The 17,221-nt window shown below is 64.8% G+C and carries 18 protein-coding genes, 1 pseudogene and 1 riboswitch; of the genes and pseudogenes, 4 read left to right on the top strand and 15 right to left on the bottom strand.

The genetic code is table 11. The features are described from left to right. From AC062T_RS08585 to AC062T_RS08525, 13 genes are all read right to left on the bottom strand, one after another. The coding region (locus AC062T_RS08585; RefSeq protein WP_476029149.1) for a 6,7-dimethyl-8-ribityllumazine synthase at positions 1 to 181 on the bottom strand (181 nt) is incomplete at its 3' end. Then, a complete protein-coding gene (gene ribA / locus AC062T_RS08580; protein ID WP_476029147.1) occupies positions 178 to 1,482 on the bottom strand; it encodes a GTP cyclohydrolase II in 1,305 nt (434 codons plus the stop codon). The genes AC062T_RS08585 and ribA, both read right to left, overlap by 4 nt. After that, entirely contained in the window at positions 1,479 to 2,129 is a 651-nt protein-coding gene (locus tag AC062T_RS08575) for a riboflavin synthase (RefSeq protein ID WP_476029145.1), read from the bottom strand. Before AC062T_RS08575 ends, ribA begins: the two co-directional genes overlap by 4 nt. Continuing rightward, positions 2,129 to 3,205 (bottom strand): bifunctional diaminohydroxyphosphoribosylaminopyrimidine deaminase/5-amino-6-(5-phosphoribosylamino)uracil reductase RibD, encoded by a 1,077-nt coding sequence (ribD, locus tag AC062T_RS08570; RefSeq protein ID WP_476029143.1) that lies wholly within the window; start codon positions 3,203 to 3,205, stop codon positions 2,129 to 2,131. Before ribD ends, AC062T_RS08575 begins: the two co-directional genes overlap by 1 nt. A gap of 79 nt (positions 3,206 to 3,284) precedes the next feature. Then, positions 3,285 to 3,442: riboswitch (FMN riboswitch) on the bottom strand. A 77-nt stretch (positions 3,443 to 3,519) separates the two neighbouring features. Next, positions 3,520 to 4,191 carry a hypothetical protein gene (locus AC062T_RS08565; RefSeq protein ID WP_476029141.1) on the bottom strand — a complete coding sequence of 224 codons (672 nt, stop codon included), beginning with the start codon at positions 4,189 to 4,191 and terminating at the stop codon, positions 3,520 to 3,522. Beyond that, complete coding sequence (locus AC062T_RS08560; protein ID WP_476029139.1) at positions 4,188 to 4,562, bottom strand: hypothetical protein; 375 nt, start codon at positions 4,560 to 4,562, stop codon at positions 4,188 to 4,190. Before AC062T_RS08560 ends, AC062T_RS08565 begins: the two co-directional genes overlap by 4 nt. A 101-nt stretch (positions 4,563 to 4,663) precedes the next feature. Beyond that, positions 4,664 to 6,355 carry a hypothetical protein gene (locus AC062T_RS08555; protein ID WP_476029137.1) on the bottom strand — a complete coding sequence of 564 codons (1,692 nt, stop codon included), beginning with the start codon at positions 6,353 to 6,355 and terminating at the stop codon, positions 4,664 to 4,666. Beyond that, a complete protein-coding gene (locus AC062T_RS08550) occupies positions 6,352 to 6,639 on the bottom strand; it encodes a WXG100 family type VII secretion target (RefSeq protein ID WP_476029135.1) in 288 nt (95 codons plus the stop codon). The genes AC062T_RS08555 and AC062T_RS08550 overlap by 4 nt, the downstream gene beginning before the upstream one ends. Positions 6,640 to 6,760: 121 nt before the next feature. Continuing rightward, the gene (trpS, locus tag AC062T_RS08545) at positions 6,761 to 7,768 is read right to left on the bottom strand and encodes a tryptophan--tRNA ligase (RefSeq protein ID WP_476029133.1); all 1,008 of its coding nucleotides are present in this window, start codon (positions 7,766 to 7,768) and stop codon (positions 6,761 to 6,763) included. Further along, entirely contained in the window at positions 7,765 to 8,631 is an 867-nt protein-coding gene (locus tag AC062T_RS08540) for an exodeoxyribonuclease III (protein ID WP_476029131.1), read from the bottom strand. The genes trpS and AC062T_RS08540 overlap by 4 nt, the downstream gene beginning before the upstream one ends. A 10-nt stretch (positions 8,632 to 8,641) precedes the next feature. After that, positions 8,642 to 9,748, bottom strand: coding sequence for a YihY/virulence factor BrkB family protein (locus tag AC062T_RS08535; RefSeq protein ID WP_476029129.1), 1,107 nt, complete (start codon positions 9,746 to 9,748; stop codon positions 8,642 to 8,644). 51 nt (positions 9,749 to 9,799) lie between these two features. Further along, positions 9,800 to 10,072: an HPr family phosphocarrier protein gene (locus AC062T_RS08530; RefSeq protein WP_108515275.1), complete on the bottom strand. Its 273-nt coding sequence runs from the start codon at positions 10,070 to 10,072 to the stop codon at positions 9,800 to 9,802. Positions 10,073 to 10,095: 23 nt separating this feature from the next. Further along, positions 10,096 to 10,884 carry a DeoR/GlpR family DNA-binding transcription regulator gene (locus AC062T_RS08525; RefSeq protein WP_476029127.1) on the bottom strand — a complete coding sequence of 263 codons (789 nt, stop codon included), beginning with the start codon at positions 10,882 to 10,884 and terminating at the stop codon, positions 10,096 to 10,098. A gap of 143 nt (positions 10,885 to 11,027) precedes the next feature. On the opposite strand from AC062T_RS08525, the gene ptsP reads away from it, so the two are divergent. The 4 genes from ptsP to AC062T_RS08505 all read left to right on the top strand — a co-directional run bounded on the left by ptsP (position 11,028) and on the right by AC062T_RS08505 (position 15,956). After that, a complete protein-coding gene (gene ptsP / locus AC062T_RS08520) occupies positions 11,028 to 12,692 on the top strand; it encodes a phosphoenolpyruvate--protein phosphotransferase (protein WP_476029125.1) in 1,665 nt (554 codons plus the stop codon). An 89-nt stretch (positions 12,693 to 12,781) separates the two neighbouring features. Then, on the top strand, positions 12,782 to 14,335 hold the full coding sequence (locus tag AC062T_RS08515; RefSeq protein ID WP_476029123.1) for a PTS mannitol transporter subunit IIBC: 1,554 nt from the start codon (positions 12,782 to 12,784) through the stop codon (positions 14,333 to 14,335). A 23-nt stretch (positions 14,336 to 14,358) separates the two neighbouring features. After that, positions 14,359 to 14,796 (top strand): PTS mannitol transporter subunit IIA, encoded by a 438-nt coding sequence (locus AC062T_RS08510; RefSeq protein ID WP_476029121.1) that lies wholly within the window; start codon positions 14,359 to 14,361, stop codon positions 14,794 to 14,796. Beyond that, positions 14,796 to 15,956, top strand: coding sequence for a mannitol-1-phosphate 5-dehydrogenase (locus AC062T_RS08505; protein WP_476029119.1), 1,161 nt, complete (start codon positions 14,796 to 14,798; stop codon positions 15,954 to 15,956). The genes AC062T_RS08510 and AC062T_RS08505 overlap by 1 nt, the downstream gene beginning before the upstream one ends. Positions 15,957 to 16,010: 54 nt before the next feature. Here the strand turns inward: AC062T_RS08505 and AC062T_RS08500 are convergent, their stop codons facing one another. Both AC062T_RS08500 and AC062T_RS08495 read right to left on the bottom strand, forming a co-directional pair. After that, complete coding sequence (locus tag AC062T_RS08500; protein WP_476029117.1) at positions 16,011 to 16,772, bottom strand: succinate dehydrogenase iron-sulfur subunit; 762 nt, start codon at positions 16,770 to 16,772, stop codon at positions 16,011 to 16,013. Next, positions 16,772 to 17,221 (bottom strand): annotated as a pseudogene (locus AC062T_RS08495) (succinate dehydrogenase/fumarate reductase flavoprotein subunit); the annotation flags it as partial. The gene AC062T_RS08500 and the pseudogene AC062T_RS08495, both read right to left, overlap by 1 nt.

The following is a 17,221-nucleotide window of genomic DNA, read 5'->3' as shown; positions in this document are numbered from 1 at the left end:
CCCCCGACTCGAGGGCTGCTTTGGCGACGACGGGCAGCTCAAAACTCCCCGGCACGCGCACGATGGTCACCTCTGCCCCGGCCGCGTCGCGGACCCGACGCGCACCCGCAAGCAGCCCCTCGGTGCTCACTTCGAGCCCTCGGCCGTCGACGGAAAGTGTGGGAGAACCTTCTCCGCTCATAGCGCCTGCTCCTTTCGGCTCTGGCGAGCCATTTCGTCTACGTCGATCGGGTCGAGCGCCGTGATGGTCTGCGGAAGGGTGTGGCCCATGCGGTCGCGCTTGGTGCGCAGGTATTGCTCGTTGAGGGCGTCGACGCCCACCAGGATCGGTACCTGCTCCGTGACGACAATGCCCCGGTCGGTGAGTTGCTTGACCTTGTCGGGGTTATTGGTGATGACGCGAACCGAGCGGATGCCCAGCTCCTCGAGAATCGCAACGGCAGCCCCGTAGTCACGGCCGTCGGCAGGCAGCCCGAGCGCGACGTTGGCATCGACGGTGTCGAGTCCGTTCTCTTGCAGGCGGTAAGCCCTCAGCTTGTTGACGAGGCCGATGCCCCGACCCTCGTGGCCGCGCATGTAAATCACGACGCCGCCCTCGCGCTGGATCGCTTCAAGAGCGGCGTCGAGCTGCGGCCCGCACTCGCACTTGAGGGACCCAAGAACCTCACCCGTGAGGCACTCGGAATGAACGCGCACGAGCGCGTTATCGCGCGGCTCGCCCGAGATGATCGCCAGATGTTCGGCACCGCTCATGCGGTCTCGGTAGGCCCGCACCGTGAGCATTCCGTGCACGGTAGGCAGCGGAGTCTCGACCTCGAAAATGACTCGCGATGAGGGTGCCGTGCGCACGGCATCCGGGGCGGTGGCATCGTCGGCGAGATCGTTGATGTAGTCGATGAGGTCAGCGATGGTCACGACCACGATGCCGTGCTCTTCGCCCAGCTCGATCAGGCCGGGCAGACGCATCATTTCGCCAGAGTCCTCGACGATCTCGGCGATGGCTCCAACGGGTTCGAGCCCGGCGAGACGCATGAGGTCAACCGTGGCCTCCGTGTGGCCAGCCCGTTCGCGAACGCCCCCGTCGACGGCGCGTAGCGGCAGAACGTGGCCGGGGCGGATGACGCTGGCAGGCGTCGATTCCGGGTCCGCGAGCACGCGAAGCGTTGTGGAGCGGTCGGATGCGCTGATGCCAGTCGTCACGCCGAAGGCCGCATCGACGGAGACGGTGTACGCGGTGCCGCGGGGGTCTTCGTTGTTGGCGACCATGGGAGGCAGATCGAGGCGATCCGCGTAGTCGCGGCTCATGGGTGCGCACACATACCCCGACGTGTAACGGACCATCCATCCGATCCACTCTGGGGTGGCGAGGGAAGCGGAGATTACGACATCGCCTTCGTTCTCGCGGCCTTCGTCGTCGACGACGATCACGGGACGGCCGAGGCGGAGCTCGGCGATAGCGGTAGGAATGTCGGCGAGGCTCATGACTCGCTCCTCTCGTAGGGTGCCGAAGCACGGACGGCGTCCGCGTCGTCGGCGGTAATCCCGAAGCGCAGCAGCCGCTGCACATGACGGGCAAGAATGTCGGTCTCGATGTTCACGCGGTCGCCCACCGAGAGCTCTCCGAGCGTCGTGGCAACGAGCGTCTCGGGAATAAGAGAGACCTCGAACCAGTCGTCCCCCACCGCGCTGACCGTGAGGGAGACTCCCGAAACGGCGATCGAGCCCTTGTCGGTGACGAGGGGTGCGACGCCGGGAGCGAGGCTGAATCGGAGCACGCGCCAGGACTCGCCGGGGACGATGGAAAGCAGCTCACTCGTGCCGTCGATATGGCCCTGCACAATGTGCCCGCCGAGCCTGCCGTGCACCGGCGCGGCCCGCTCAAGGTTTACGACCGATCCCACGCCGAGGTCGCCGAGAGTGCTCATCGCGATCGTCTGGGCCATCACGTCGGCCGTAAACCAGTCGTCGCCCTGGTCGACGACCGTGAGGCATACGCCGCTCACCGCGATCGAATCGCCGTGGCTGGCATCCGAGACGCTCAGCGGGGCGCGCACGGTGATGCGCGCAGCATCCGCCGTCTCGTTCCAGGCGAGAATCTCGCCGAGTTCTTCGATGATTCCCGTGAACATCAGTGTGATCCTTCTGTGGCAGGTGAGAGGGGGTCGAGCGGCATAGCGGGGCGCGCGAGAATGAGCAGATCGTCACCGAGCTGCTCAATGCCGATGGTTCGGAGCCGGCGCGCATCCTGGATCGTTTCGACGCCAATCGCATCGACCGCCGGCCTGCCGGCCCCCAGCAGAATAGGACCGAGAAACACGGCGTAGTCGTCGGCGAGCCCGGCGGCGATAAAGGCGCTCGCCAGGGTCGGGCCGCCCTCAACGAAAAGGCGACGGATGCCGCGGGAGAACAGATCGGCGAGAACCGCATCCAGATCCCGACTCGCGGTGATGATGGCGGGCTGGGGATGCTGAAAAACCCGGGCGGAGGCCGGGATCATCGATTGCCCAATAACGACGGGAACCGGCTGGTGCTCCATGAGTTCGCCGCCGTCGCCGCGGGCAGTGAGGGAGGGGTCGTCGGCCAGCACTGTGCCTGTGCCGACGGCGATGGCGTCCGACGCCGCGCGCATCTCGTGCACCCGTTGGCGGGCGGCCGTGCCCGTGATCCATTGGCTCGTGCCGTCTGCCGCGGCAACCCGGCCGTCGAAGCTCGATGCCCACTTGACGGTCACCCAGGGGCGCCCGCGGCGGACAGCGGTCAGCCACGGAAGGATGAGTTCGTCGGCCTCTGCGCTCAAAACGCCCCCGACAACCGTGATTCCCGCGTCCCTCAGCCGGCGGGCGCCGCCGCCGGAGGGAAATCCCGGATCGGTCGACGCGAAGAATACGCGGCCAACGCCAGCGGCGATGAGAGCATCGGTGCACGGCCCGGTCTTGCCGGTGTGGTTGCACGGCTCCAGGGTGACAACGGCGGTGGCGCCGCGCGCTTCTCCCCGAGCAAGCTTAGAAAGCGCATCGACCTCGGCGTGGGGGCTGCCCGATCCGCGATGCCAGCCCTCGGCGAGGCGAGAACCATCCGGCCCCAGAATCACGCATCCGACTTGGGGGTTGACGCCCCAGGCGGGCCCGCGGCGCGCAAGAGACAAGGCATGGCGCATGGCGTCGACAACCGCGGGGTCGATCTCGCGGGAAGCCTGTGCAGTCATCCGGTCCTCGTGTCTCTCTGAACACGTCCCGGGGTTGATGCCACCTGTGGGCGGGCGTGGTCTGCGGTCAGCAGAACACGTGTGCTTCCTCTCATCCGGACTGAGAGCCGTGGTCGCCCACGTCTCATTACCGTCGGTGCCGGAATTTCACCGGCTCAACCGCATCCCTGCTTTCGCAGATCCGCGGGTCGCGGACTATCACCGCCGGTTCGGATTCTCACCGACCCCGGAGCACGTACTGCTGTGGAGTCTACCAACGCTGCCCGACAAGGAGTATTCCCTCCGACCACGGGCGACATACTGCAGCGCGGGAGTCAGGCTCCGTCGAAGCGAGATGCACCCACGATGGAGTCGAAGAACTCGAGCATCACGTCGCGCAGCTCGACCAGGGGGGTCATGAAGTTAACCAAAACCACCTGCTTGCTGCCGGGCACCGTGTACCAGTAGTCGACCATGAGTTTGCGCATGGGCACGTCGGGTGTTGCCTCGTGCACAGGGTCCTGACGCTCGTGATGCACGCGCAGGATGTGGGAGCCTTCGATCTCGAGCCGGGTTGCCGTATCGATGCCAGCGACCGCGAGAGTGGTAAGGCCCTTCTGCAAGTGGTCGGCGACGGTTGCTGGCGCGTTGCCGATCGAGGGGCTCATCGTCAGGTTGCTGGGGGAGTAGACCGTCAGGGTGACCGGCATGGCCGTGCCCGGCGTGATCTCCCGCGCAAGGAACATACTCACGGCGCTCGCCTCGCGCGCCATACCGACGCCCTCATGCAGCGACCGTCGCAGCAGCGCGCGGGACTGGGCCTCCGCATCGGCCGACCCGAGCAGGTTCTGAACGTAGCGGCGGATGCTCGCGGCCGCGGCATCTTCTGATCGCAGGTCGAGCTGCGACCAGCGCCCGATCAGGCGAAAGCGCAGTGTGGGCGGTGTTGAAGAGGCGCGCCGTGCTGATTGCGCTCCTGTTCGCATCAGCTGTTCCATGTCGGTCATTCGGGGAATGCTTCGCGCAGATCGGCCGCCGGGATGGTCACCTCGCCGGCGGAGCTGTTGGTATTGAGCGCGGGGATAGCAAGTTCCTTGCCCACCTCGGTGAGGCGGAAGATCTTGCCAGCATCGTCGCGCGCGACGAACTGGACCACCCCGATGTCGTCGGGAATGAACGACGCCACCGCAGACAATAGTGCCGCCAACTCCTCAGCGCTCATCGCGCTTGTTCGGAGCTGGACGGAGACGTTCAGGCCTACTCCGAGGCCAGAACGCACCCGAGTGACGCTCGCCTCGGCGATATTGTCGCTGCTGGCTACTGCGGCCTCCTCCGCGGCTGGAACACTGTTATTCGGGGCTGAGCTCGAAGGTGTCATATCGTCGTCTTCCGGTCGTTGCGTACCAAGGGTGCAGCCCGAGACCGCCAGGCAGAGCAGCGCGGATAGTGTTGCGAGCGCCAGCGCGCCCCTCGCCCGGCTCATTCGGTCCACTCGTAGCGATGGTGCTCGCTCACGTCGCCCATGAATGAGCCGAAGTGGTCGTTCGAAAGGGTTCCGTCCGCCACGAGCCGATCGATCGTTTCGGTGTAGAGACGGTTGTCGTGTGCCCCCGCCCCGGTTACGGCCTTGCTCGGGTCTGTGGAGGTGGGGGCCTCGATGGTGGTCCAGTGCGGGCGCCCGGTGGGCGGCGCAGTGAGATCCAGCTGATGTACGGGCTCCGGGTGTTGGATCGACAGCACAGTCGTGGTGGGCGGGATGTTCATAGCGTCGATGGGGGCGCCATAGGCCAGCACTGCCGTGATGTTGTACTCGTCGCCCCGATTCGCCGCGAGGTGCCCGGCCATGATGCCTCCCTGGCTGAAACCGACAAGCATGACCTCGTCGGTGCTCGATATGCCAGCCTCGTCCATGGCCGCAAGCACTGCCCGCTCATATTGCGTGCGCAGCTCCGGGGTCAGCATGAGCGCGATATTCGAATCGACGTCGTTGCTTGCCCCGGGGTCGCCGAACGACGTTGCACCCGCGTCCCCGTCCATGGCACCCTGCAGCGCCTGCCAGTCCTGCGTGCTCGGCAGGGTTACGACCCAGCGCGGCACGCCGTCGGGGCCCACGACCTGCCGGATGTCGACCACAGTCTTGTCCGCGGCACCCATTGCGTCTGAGTAGCCTTCCGCCCGCGCGAAGTCGCTCAGACGGTTTAGGGACAGGCCGTCGGAGAGATCCGCCGCGTCGAGTTGATCCTGGCTGCCGTCGCGCACGTAGTCCCGCACGGTAGGTGTCGGAGCCATCACATCCGAAAGGATGCGCCAGAGGATCAGTCCGCCCGCGAGCGGCACCAGCATGCTGATCAGGAGTGCCGCCACTCGGATGCGCTCCGCTTCGAGGCCGGGGATGAGCAGCGTGGCGATGAGCGCGGCGATGGTCGCCAACACCAGTCCGGTGGCAGCGCTAATGATGTAAACCGCGATGGCGATGATCAGGATCACAGCGAGCACGACGGCGACCGCAATGAGCACCGCAAGAAGCACATCGACGGTCTTCTTGAGCACCTCCATGATCCACTCGCCTGCGGAGGCGAGAAAGTCACCTATCCCTGCCGCGAATGCGCCGAGGTGGTCCCAGACGGAGTCGTCGGTGTCGTCGAGGGCGTGGCGGATGCGCACGATAGCCCGCTCGGCGGCGGCCTCGTGGTCGTCCACCGCTCGGCAGTGTGCTGCCCAGGCGTCGTCGTATTCCGACTGTGCGCGAGCGCGCTCCCACGTTGCATCGGCCGCCCGGTCGCCGAGCCGCTCTGCTCTTTCTGGATCGTCGTCATCTGCCTCCGCACGCACCCGCTGCGCCCGCAGGCTCTCCTCGAGTTCCTCCGCCGTGTCGATTCGACGGCGCGCGTCGGCCATGCGCTCGTCGGCCTCGTCGGCTGCATTATGCGCGGTCTGGAGCTCGACAGCATAGATGGCAAGCGCATCCGCTGTGTCGGCATAGCGGGCATGGGCGCGCTCCACGGTTCTGGCCGCGTCTGCTCCGCGATCGCTGACAGCATCGATGGCCGCGGCCGTGCCTGCGACGGAGAGTCGCTGCAGGATGTGGGCGGCATCCGAGATGGCCGAGGCTGCCCTCATAAGGTCGTCGGTGCGCACGGCGAGTGCGCCGGGGTTGCCCGCAAGGCTCACTTCTCGCCCCCCGCGGCGTTCGCCGTCTGCTGGTCGAGGTCGGTGAACGCATCGACGATCGCCTGCAGGGAATCCGAGATGGCGGTCAGTTCATCCACCAGCCGCCCGCGGTTGATGTCCCAACCATCGGCGAAATCCTGTACCTGTGAGGCGAGTCCCGAGTGCCCTACGAGCCCAGCGATGTCGCTCCCCAGCGATCCCGCCTGCCTCAGAGTGCTTACCGCAGAGTCGATCTCCGACCGGGAGTGCTCGATTGCACCGTAGTCGATCTGGATGTCCGCCACAGATTCCTCCCCGACAAGCCATCGCCATCGTGCGTCGGCGGCGAGAGCTGCTCGTCTCCGGCCACACTAGCGGCCGGAGAACCCCACGTCACTGGGCAGCACTACCCATGACGGGGCGGATTCAGCGGCGGGGGAGCAGACCCATACGGTCGTAGACGCGCGCGAGCGTTGCGTTAGCGATTTCTGCGGCCTTGTCGGCGTTGCCGGCCAGGATGCGGTCGAGTTCCGCAGGGTCGGCGAGCAGCTCGAGCACCCGTGCGCGAATGGGCGCGAATGTCTCCGTAACAACCTCGGCGAGGTCCTTCTTGAAGTCGCCGTAGCCGCGCCCCGCGTACTGGTCTTCGAGCGCTGCGATGCCGGTGCCACTCAGGGCGGAGTAGATCGTGAGGAGGTTGGAAATGCCAGGCTTTTCGGCACTGTCGTAGCGCACCGAGCCTTCGCTATCGGTCGTCGCAGACCTGATCTTCTTCGCGGTGGCGGTGGGCTCGTCGAGCAGCCAAACCACACCCTTCTCACTTGAGGCAGACTTGCTCATCTTGGCGGCGGGGTCCTGCAGGTCATAGATCTTGGCCGATGCCTTCTGGATCTGTGCCTCGGGCACCACGAACGTCTCACCGAAGCGTGAGTTGAATCGCTCCGCCAGATTGCGCGTCAATTCGATGTGCTGGCGCTGGTCCTCTCCCGTGGGGACGACCTCGGCGTCGTAGAGAAGGATGTCGGCGGCCATGAGCACGGGGTAGGCGAAGAGCCCCACCGTGGTCGCATCCGCCCCGTGCCGCGCCGATTTGTCTTTGAACTGCGTCATGCGGCTGGCTTCGCCGAAGCCCGTGATGGTGTTGAGAGCCCAGGCGAGTTCTGCGTGCGCCGAGACATGGGACTGCACGAAAAGAGTCGACTGCTCAGGGTCGATACCCGCGGCGATGTACTGCGCTGCCGTGCGGCGGGTAGCCTCCCGCAACTGTGCCGGCTCCTGGGCGACAGTGATGGCGTGCAGATCGACGACGCAGAAGATTGCATCATGCGTGCGTTGCATCTCCCGCCACTGCAGGAGCGCCCCGATGTAGTTGCCGATCTGGAGAGAGTCGGCGGAGGGCTGCATTCCAGAGAAGAGACGGGGCTTTGCGGTCATCCCTCTATTCTCCCAGCATCCAGGGCGTAGTCGACGACGACCGGAGCGTGGTCAGACCAGCGGGTGTCGTAGGAGGGGTATCGGTCGACCCGGTAGTCAACGACCTTCGCTGCCAGCTCGGGGGATGCGAGGTGGTAGTCGATGCGCCATCCGCTGTCGTTGTCGAACGCTTTGCCCATGTTGGACCACCAGGTGTAGGGGCCGGGGACTTCTCCGACGAAGCGGCGGCCGACGTCTACCCACCCCAGCCCGGTGCCCTTTGTGCCGTCTTGGCATTCGACGGTCTCGCCGGCGGGCCCGACGAAGCGATCGAAGTACGCACGCTCGACCGGCAGGAACCCGGCTCGCTTGACGTTGCCCTTCCAGTTCTTGATGTCGAGAGTGGTGTGGCCAACGTTGAGGTCGCCAACGACGAGGGAGTAGCGCGAGTGCTTCTCGAGCTCCGGCAGTCGGGCGCTCATCGCGTCGAGAAACTTGTATTTCTCCACCTGCTTGGGCGTATCGACCTCGCCGGAGTGCACATAGGTGCTCACGACCGTGACAACGTCGTCACCGACCGCGAAGTCTGCTTCGAGCCAACGCCCTGCACTATCGAACTCCACGTCGCCCAGTTCCACCCTGTGGATGCTGGCCTTGTTGCGACTGGCGAGGGCAACGCCCGCGCGCCCTTTGGCAGTCGCGGCGTCGTGGAGAACATCCCACCCGTCGCCGAGGAGCCCGACGAGATCATCGGTAGAGGCGCGCACTTCTTGCAGGGCAAGGATGTCGACGCCCGCAGAGTCGAGCCAGTCGCCCATCCCTTTGCGGTAGGCGGCGCGGACTCCGTTGACGTTGACGGTGGCGATTCGTAGCGGCGAAGACATGCCGAGAAGCCTATCGATGACCACCGTCATGATGCTGGTCGGTCGTCGCGGTGCGACCCACATCCTCGTGTGTTGATGGGGATTCGCGGCGCCCGAACAGCCGCCGCGCCCAGCCCCAGCGACGACTGCGTTTGAGTGCCGCAGCCCTGTGCTCTGCTTCCTCTCGCTTCTCTGCCGCGCGGGAGGCTTCGGCAAGGCGAGCCTCCTCTCTCTCGCGGGCGATTCGAGGGTCGGCGATGAGGCCGCTGTCTGCCATGCCCACCGCAATCCACGATGCGCCCAAGAGAATCACCTGGCACATGAGGTTGAACCAGATGAGCAGGCCGATTATCACGGCGAACGATGCCAGAAGGGGGTTGTTTGTCGCACCGCCCAGCAGGGCGGATCCCAGAATCTTGAGCACCCCGAGCGCAGCGCCGCCGATCATGGCACCCACCCACAGTCGCTTAGCGGGGATGCTCAGGCCCGAAAGAAGGCGGTAAAGGGCCGCGAGCGAGACAGTGTCGAGGGCAAACATGAGGATGAGGCCCAGCGCCCGACCCTCGATGAGGGAGGCGAGGGTGTCTGGCACGTTCCATGCGTCGAGGAGCGACCCGATTGCCTGCGTGCTGAAGACGAGGAGCGCCGCCGACAGCAGAATCGTTGCGCCGAAGGCGAGCCCAAGCCCGGCATCTTTGAGCTTGAGTACCACCGGATTGAGCTTCTCGCCGGGGAGGTCGAAGAGCAGGCGAACTGCATCGCGGCATGCGGCGAGCCAGCCGAGGGCGGTAAATATGAGGCCGCCGAGGGCAATGGCGCCCGTCCATCCCAGCACCGAGGCCGACTCCAGGTCGTCGGGGTCGATTGCGCCCTTGCCATCACCGGTATCGATAAGGCCGGGAACGGCCGAATCGAGCAGCGCATAGAACGCGCGCTGGACATCTGGATTCGCGCTGATAAAGAGCCCGGCAACTGAAAACGCTACCCACAGTGCGGCGAAGACGGCGAAGATCGCGTTGAACGCGAGGCCAGCAGAGAGGATCGGCCCCCGGCTCTCGACGTAGTGCATAAACACTCGTACTGGCCGAAGAGCCGTGACCCACGCTACGACCTTGTTGACACGCTCGGGAATGCTCACCACTCAGCCCACATTACGGGAGGCGTTCGTGCAGGAGGGTGTCGTCACGCCTCAGTCGACGTCGAGTTCGGAAGCAATGAGCGCGGCCATGTCATCGGCAACCGCGTCGGCGTTGTCGCCGACCACAGTGAGGGTGACCTCGTCGCCGTGGTTGACCCCCATTGCGAGCAGAAACAGCACACTGGCGGCGTTGGCCTTTTTGCCGCCGGCCTCAATCGTGACCGCGTGGCCGCTCTCCGCTGCCGCCTTGGCGATGGTCGCTGCGGGGCGAGCGTGAAGGCCGACAGCCGAGCCAAATGAGACAGTGCGCTGGGCTTCTGACATGGGGGGAGTCCTTTCTGGAACGGTCAAGCTACTGCTGGTGACCCTAGTGCGCCAGCGAGGGTTACGTCAGGCCCGGCGGCCTCGACCTCCCGCACGAGTTCGGCGTTGACTCCGGGGTCGGTGATGATCGTGTCAATCGCGGCGAGAGGGGCCACGCGGCCAAACTCTTCGCGCCCAAACTTGGTGTGATCGGCCAGCACGATGCTGCGTCGTGCCGCCTTGATGATGGCGGATTTAACCGCCGCCTCGGCAATGTTGTGGGTGGTGAGCCCGCGCTCTGGAGTGATGCCGTTGATGCTGATGAACGCGACGTCGACGCTCACCATGCTCACCATCTGGTGGGTCCAGGTTCCAACGGATGCTCGGGATGTCGCCCGCACGAGCCCGCCGAGCATATGCAGCTCAATATTGTCGTTGTCGGCGAGGGCGAGGGCGACCGGCAGGGAGTGGGTTACGACGGTCAGTCGTCGGTCTGCGGGAATGAGTTCTGCCAGCTTGATGGTGGTCGTTCCGGCGTCGATGATGATGGATCCGCCGTCGGGGAGTTCTTCTATCGCTGCCGTCGCGATGGCCAGCTTCTCGGCGGTGAGGATTTCGTTGCGCACGGCGACGGCGGGGCCAACGAGTCCGCGCTCGACGGGGATGGCGCCGCCATGGGCGCGTCGAACAAGCCCGCGGCGTTCGAGGCCCGTCAGGTCACGCCGGATGGTCTCGGGGGTGACGTTGAGGAGTTCGGCGAGTTCTCGCACTTCGACGCGACCGTGCGCGCGGGCTTGCTCAAGGATCGCCTGGTGGCGTTCGGGTGCGTACATGGTGACCTCGTCGTCCGCAGTCAAAACATCACAAACAAATGTCTGCTTTAGTAGTTTTATCTTTGAATTTGTTTGTTTGTCAACCGAGATGGGGGTACTCTCGGGGCAGGTTTTATTGCCGCCACACGATGAGGGAGTCCGTGATGCGAGAACTGCGAGGCATAGGAGTCGGTCGGGGAATCGCGTCGGGACCGGTGCTGAGGATGCCCGACCCACTGCCAGAACCCCCCGCGACGCCCCGCACCGCTGACGCGGAAACCGAGAACGCCGCCGTGACAGAAGCGCACGCCGCCGTCGCTGCCGAGCTCGCGGCGAAGGGCGCTGCCGCAGGAGGCGACGCCCAGGGCGTGCTTGAGGCCCAAGCGATGATGGCGCAGGACCCTGGCCTCGTTGAGGACGTGGCGTCGCGCATCACGAACGGCAGCACAGGGGAGCGTGCCGTATTCGACGCCTTCGCTGCGTTCCAGCAGTTGCTCACCTCAATGGGTGGTTACATGGCTGAGCGGGCCGCCGACCTCGGCGATGTCTCGCAGCGCATCATTGCTCGGCTTCGCGGGGTGCCCGCTCCCGGGGTCCCCACATCCGATAGTCCCTTCGTGCTGGTCGCCCACGATCTCGCGCCAGCAGACACGGCCCTGCTCGACCTCGACAAGGTGCTCGCCCTGATCACGCGCGATGGCGGCCCCACCTCGCACACCGCCATCCTGGCCCGCTCCAAATCGATCACGGCGATCGTCGGTGTATCAGGGGCGGACGAGCTCTCCGACGGCACCGTCGTCATCGTCGATGCCGGAGCAGGGCTCGTCACGGTCGAGCCGACCTCGGCGGAGATCGCCTCCGCAGAGACCCGGACCGCTGAGCTCAAGGCCATCGTTAACGCCCCGATCACCGACGGCGCCCTCGCCGACGGCACTCGGGTTCCCCTCCTCGCCAACCTTGGCAGCCCCAAAGATGCCGCAGCAGCGGTCGAGCTGGGCGCAGAAGGTGTTGGGCTCTTTCGTACCGAATTTCTCTTTCTCGACTCGACAACCGCTCCGACCATCGAACAGCAGCAGGCCGACTACACGGCGGTGCTTCAGGCCTTCCCCGGCAAAAAGGTTGTCGTTCGTTGCCTCGATGCCGGCGCCGATAAGCCCCTGAGCTTTCTCAATGACGCAGAAGAGGAGAATCCGGCACTGGGGCTTCGCGGCCTCCGGGCACTGCGCGCCAACGAACAGATTCTCCGGGACCAGCTCACCGCCCTGGCCCGCGCACAGGAGGACAGCGACGCCGAGCTCTGGGTCATGGCCCCCATGGTCTCCGACGTCGAAGAAACCGAATACTTCGTCGCGATCGCCCGTGAGCTTGGCGTGAAGGTCGCAGGAGTGATGGCCGAGATCCCTGCGCTCGCGCTCATGGCAGACCAGGTCGCCGCCGCGAGCGACTTCGTGAGCATCGGCACGAATGACCTCACCCAGTACACGATGGCGGCCGACCGGATGCTCGGAAGCGTGGCCTCTTATCAGGACGCGTGGCATCCTGCCGTGCTCAGGCTCGTCAAGATGCTGGGCGACGCCGGCCGCGCCAACAGCACGCCTGTTGGGGTCTGTGGTGAGGCCGCCGCCGACCCTCTGCTCGCCGTCGTTCTCGTAGGGCTGGGGGCCACCTCGCTCTCGATGACCCCCGCTGCGCTCGCCGATGTTCGGGCCGAGCTTTTGCTCCACACCCGCGAAGAAGCTGCGGCGCTCGCCGAGGCAGCGCTCGGCGCGCGCACCGCAATGGATGCCCGCGACGCTGCGAGGGCCGTCGTGTCCGCTCGATCTCACTAACCGAACCACGCACCAGAAAAACACCACACAAGATGAGTCACCGCACCACACCAACCCCGTCCAGCACCTCTCGAGAACAGGAAACCACCATGACAACGGAGTCACCCACCCGCCGTGGGGGCGGAGCGCGCGTAGGAATTCAGCGCTTTGGCACCTTCCTCAGCGGAATGATCATGCCCAACATTCCGGCGCTCATCGCCTGGGGCATCATCACCGCGTTCTTTATCCCGGACGGATGGACCCCCAACGAGGGCCTCGCAACACTCGTCGGCCCCACGATTCACTACCTTCTGCCGCTTCTTATCGCCAACACCGCCGGCCGGATGGTCTACGACACCCGAGGCGGTGTCGTAGCGACCGTGGCAACGATGGGCACGATTGCGGGTTCCGACTACCTCATCGCTCTCTTCAACGAGTCGCAGCCAGCGGGCGAGGCACCCCTCGGACAGGTGCACATGTTCATCGGTGCGATGATCATGGGCCCGCTCGCGGCGTGGGGTATGAAGCGCCTCGACGCTCTCTGGGCTGGCAAGGTCAAGGCGGGCTTCGAAATGCTCGTCGATATGTTCTCGGCCGGAATCTTCTCGTTCGCCATGGCCGTCGTTGGCTTCTACATCCTCGCCCCGATCGTCAACTGGATCATGGACGTCATCGGCACCGCAGTCGGTTGGCTCGTTCTCACGGGCCTACTGCCGCTGACCAGCATTCTGATTGAGCCCGCCAAGGTGTTCTTCCTCAACAACGCCATCAACCACGGTGTTCTCACGCCGCTCGGTGTTGCTGAGGCGGCGGAGACCGGCAAGTCGATCCTGTTCCTGCTCGAGGCGAACCCCGGTCCTGGCCTCGGCGTGCTTCTCGCCTTCACGTTCTTCGGCACGGGGATGGCCCGCGCGAGCGCGCCCGGAGCGGCAATTATTCAGTTCTTCGGCGGAATCCACGAGATCTACTTCCCCTACGTGCTGATGAAGCCGCTTCTGCTCCTCGCCGTGATCGCCGGCGGAATGACGGGCGTCGCCACGAACGCTCTGTTCGACAGTGGCCTTCGCGCGCCTGCCGCCCCCGGCAGCATCATCGCGGTGCTCGCCCAGACGGCAAGCGACAGCTACCTCGGCGTCATACTCTCCGTGGTGCTCTCCGCCACTGTCACGTTCCTGATCGGCAGCATCATCCTGCGGGCAAGCCGCAAGAACGACCTGCGCAAGGGAGGCGCCGATCTCGCGGCTGCGGTTGCCCAGACCGAAGCAAACAAGGGCAAGTCGTCCGCAGTGCTTGGCGGACTGGTCACACCGGATTCCGACGCGCGCTCCGACTCGGCGGCCACTGGGGCCGAGGGCACGACCTCCACGGATACGCGCATCGACAACGTCGTATTCGCCTGCGACGCCGGAATGGGATCGAGCGCAATGGGAGCATCCGTATTGCGGAACAAGGTTAAGAAGGCTGGAATTGAGGGAGTGACGGTCGTGAACAAGTCGATCGCCAACCTCGACGGCACGGAGGACTTGGTGATCACCCATCAAGACCTCACGGCTCGAGCGACGGATAAGACGCCGAACGCACGCCACATCTCCGTCGACAATTTCATGAACAGCCCCAAGTACGACGAAGTGGTCGAATTGCTCAAGTCGCAGAACGACCGATAAGCGAACAGGACAGGGAGTTCCCCATGGAGTCACAGGTACTGCAGCTCAGCCAGATTCGCATCGGTGGCGAAGCCACCACCAAGACGGAGGCCATGCGCGAGGCGCACGCCATCCTCATGGAGGCAGGGGCGGTCACGTCGGCCTACCTGCCCGCGATGCTGGAGCGTGAGGAGTCAGTGTCGACCTATATGGGGAACTTCCTGGCCATTCCGCACGGAACCAACGAGAGCAAAGAGTCGATTCTGCGCTCAGCGCTCTCGTTTGTGCGCTACGACCAGCCGATCGATTGGGACGGAAACCCGGTGCGTTTTGTGGTCGGCATCGCCGGCATCGAAAACCAGCACCTCGACATCCTTTCCAAAATCGCCATCGTGTTCTCTGACGAAGACGAGGTGCAGGCCCTGCTTGACGCGGCAAGCCCGGAGGAGATTCTCGACATTCTGTCTGAGGTGAATTCCTAATGAAGGCCGTGCACTGCGGCGCCGGCAACATCGGTCGCGGCTTTGTGGGCCTGCTGCTGCACGAGGCGGGATATGACGTCGTGTTCTCGGATGTCAACGCCGAGCTCATTGGGCAGCTCACCGCAGCCGACTCCTACACTGTGCACGAGGTGGGAGAGGGGGCCAGAGATCACGAGGTGACGGGGTTCAGGGCCATCGACAGCTCCGCAAGCCCCCAGAGCCTCGTCGACGAGATCACGAGCGCCGATCTCGTGACGACCGCGGTCGGACCCACAGTGCTCAGGTTTATCGCGCCCGCCATTGCCCAGGGCTTGCTCGCGCGGAGCGACGATGTTGCCCCGCTGGGCGTTATGGCGTGCGAGAACGCCATCAATGCCACGGACATCCTGCGCGCAGAGGTCGAGCGCGTGCTGTCGGAGATAGCCCCAGGAGATGCGCTCGCGGCGCTCGGTCGCGCGGTGTTTGCCAACACCGCTGTGGATCGCATTGTGCCGGGCCAGGCATCCGGAGCAGGCCTCGATGTCACCGTCGAGAGCTACTACGAGTGGGCGATTGACCGAACGCCCTTTGGTGGAGCAGAGCCGAGCATTCCGGGAGCGACGTTTGTCGATGACCTCGCTCCCTACATTGAGCGCAAGCTCTTCACAGTCAATACGGGGCATGCCACCATCGCCTATTACGGGTTTGTCGCCGGAGCCTCAGCAATATCGGATGCTCTCGCGCGCCCCGAGGTCGAGGCCGCCGTCCGATCCGTTCTTATGGAGACCAAGCAGCTTCTCGTGGAGAAGCACGGGCTCGATAGCGCGGCCCAGCAGGCCTATATCGAGAAGATCCTGGTGCGCTTCGCCAACCCCCATCTGCCGGACACTGTTGATCGAGTAGGGCGGCAACCGCTGCGCAAACTGAGCAGGCACGAGCGGTTCATCGGCCCGGCCGCGGAGCTTGCGGAACGCGGGTACACCCCCGCCGCGCTCATCGACGCGGTGGCGACAGCGCTTCGATTCGACGTTCCAGAAGACGAGCAGAGCGTTGAGCTTCAACAGAAACTCGACGCCCTCAGCGCCGCCCAGTTCACCAGCGAGGTGTGCGGAATCGACCGGTCACATCCGCTATTTGCTCCGCTGGCGGCGGCTATAGAAGCCCAGCAGGCCGAGCGCTAGCGACAACAAAAAAGCGCCGACCCCAACGGGATCGGCGCTTTTTTTGTGCGGTAGTTACGGCTTGCCGCGCATGATGGCCTGCTTGACCTCGGCGATTGCCTGGGTCACCTGGATGCCGCGGGGGCATGCCTCGGTGCAGTTGAAGGTGGTGCGGCAGCGCCACACGCCCTCTTTGTCGTTGAGGATGTCGAGACGCGTCTCGGATCCCTCATCGCGCGAGTCGAAGATGAAACGGTGGGCGTTCACGATGGCTGCGGGGCCAAAGTACTGCCCGTCGGTCCAGAACACGGGGCACGACGAGGTGCACGCTGCGCAAAGGATGCACTTGGTGGTGTCGTCGAAGCGGGCGCGCTCAGCAACGGACTGCTGGCGCTCCTTGCCCTTTTCTGGTGCTTTGCCGGCGATGAGGAAGGGCTGGATGTCCTTGAAGGAGTCGAAGAACGGCTCCATGTCGACAATGAGGTCCTTCTCCAGCGGCAGACCCTTGATGGCCTCGATGTAGATGGGCTTCGAAATATCGAGGTCCTTGATGAGCGTCTTGCAGGCCAGACGGTTGCGGCCGTTGATGCGCATGGCATCGGAGCCGCAGATGCCATGGGCGCATGAACGACGGAACGTGAGCGAGCCGTCCTGCTCCCACTTGATCTTGTGGAGTGCGTCGAGGATGCGGTCCGTCGGGTACATCTCGACGTCAAAGTCCTCCCAGCGCGCCTCAGCGTCAACGTCCGGGTCGAAGCGACGGATGATGAGGGTCACCGTGAATGAGGGGATCGGCGCCTCCGCGACGGGCACGACCTCAGCTGTTGCCGTGGACATCAGTACTTCCTCTCCATGGGCTGGTAGTTGGTGATGACGACGGGCTTCCAGTCGAGCTTGATGTGGTCAGCCGCATCAGCAGAGTGGGGGTCACCGGTGAGGTAGGCCATCGTGTGCTTCATGTAGGTCTCGTCGTCGCGGTTGGGGTAGTCGTCGCGCATATGACCGCCACGGCTCTCCTTGCGGTTACGAGCGGAGAAGACGACAACCTCGGCTAGATCGAGCAAGAAGCCTAGTTCGATTGCCTCAAGAAGGTCTGTGTTAAACCGCTTGCCCTTGTCCTGCACGGCAATGTTCCGGTAACGCTGGCGAAGGCCGTGGATGGTCTGCGTGACCTTGCCCAGCGACTCATCGGTGCGGAACACCTGTGCGTTGCGGTCCATCTCCTCCTGCAGCTCCTTGCGGATTGCAGCGATGCTTTCGGTTCCCGTGGAGGACTGCAGCATCTC

It is taken from the genome of Homoserinimonas sp. (assembly GCF_056262345.1).
Note: the sequence above shows the minus strand (reverse complement) of the source record. Positions and strands in the feature narration are given on the sequence as shown.

Bases quoted from the DNA above. Each gene is read 5' to 3' on its own strand.
- ribA (WP_476029147.1), bottom strand. From the start codon at position 1,482: ATGAGCCTCGCCGACATTCCTACCGCTATCGCCGAGCTCCGCCTCGGC.
- AC062T_RS08575 (WP_476029145.1), bottom strand. From the start codon at position 2,129: ATGTTCACGGGAATCATCGAAGAACTCGGCGAGATTCTCGCCTGGAAC.
- ribD (WP_476029143.1), bottom strand. From the start codon at position 3,205: ATGACTGCACAGGCTTCCCGCGAGATCGACCCCGCGGTTGTCGACGCC.
- AC062T_RS08565 (WP_476029141.1), bottom strand. From the start codon at position 4,191: ATGACCGACATGGAACAGCTGATGCGAACAGGAGCGCAATCAGCACGG.
- AC062T_RS08560 (WP_476029139.1), bottom strand. From the start codon at position 4,562: ATGACACCTTCGAGCTCAGCCCCGAATAACAGTGTTCCAGCCGCGGAG.
- trpS (WP_476029133.1), bottom strand. From the start codon at position 7,768: ATGACCGCAAAGCCCCGTCTCTTCTCTGGAATGCAGCCCTCCGCCGAC.
- AC062T_RS08540 (WP_476029131.1), bottom strand. From the start codon at position 8,631: ATGTCTTCGCCGCTACGAATCGCCACCGTCAACGTCAACGGAGTCCGC.
- AC062T_RS08530 (WP_108515275.1), bottom strand. From the start codon at position 10,072: ATGTCAGAAGCCCAGCGCACTGTCTCATTTGGCTCGGCTGTCGGCCTT.
- AC062T_RS08525 (WP_476029127.1), bottom strand. From the start codon at position 10,884: ATGTACGCACCCGAACGCCACCAGGCGATCCTTGAGCAAGCCCGCGCG.
- ptsP (WP_476029125.1), top strand. From the start codon at position 11,028: ATGCGAGAACTGCGAGGCATAGGAGTCGGTCGGGGAATCGCGTCGGGA.
- AC062T_RS08515 (WP_476029123.1), top strand. From the start codon at position 12,782: ATGACAACGGAGTCACCCACCCGCCGTGGGGGCGGAGCGCGCGTAGGA.
- AC062T_RS08510 (WP_476029121.1), top strand. From the start codon at position 14,359: ATGGAGTCACAGGTACTGCAGCTCAGCCAGATTCGCATCGGTGGCGAA.
- AC062T_RS08505 (WP_476029119.1), top strand. From the start codon at position 14,796: ATGAAGGCCGTGCACTGCGGCGCCGGCAACATCGGTCGCGGCTTTGTG.
- AC062T_RS08500 (WP_476029117.1), bottom strand. From the start codon at position 16,772: ATGTCCACGGCAACAGCTGAGGTCGTGCCCGTCGCGGAGGCGCCGATC.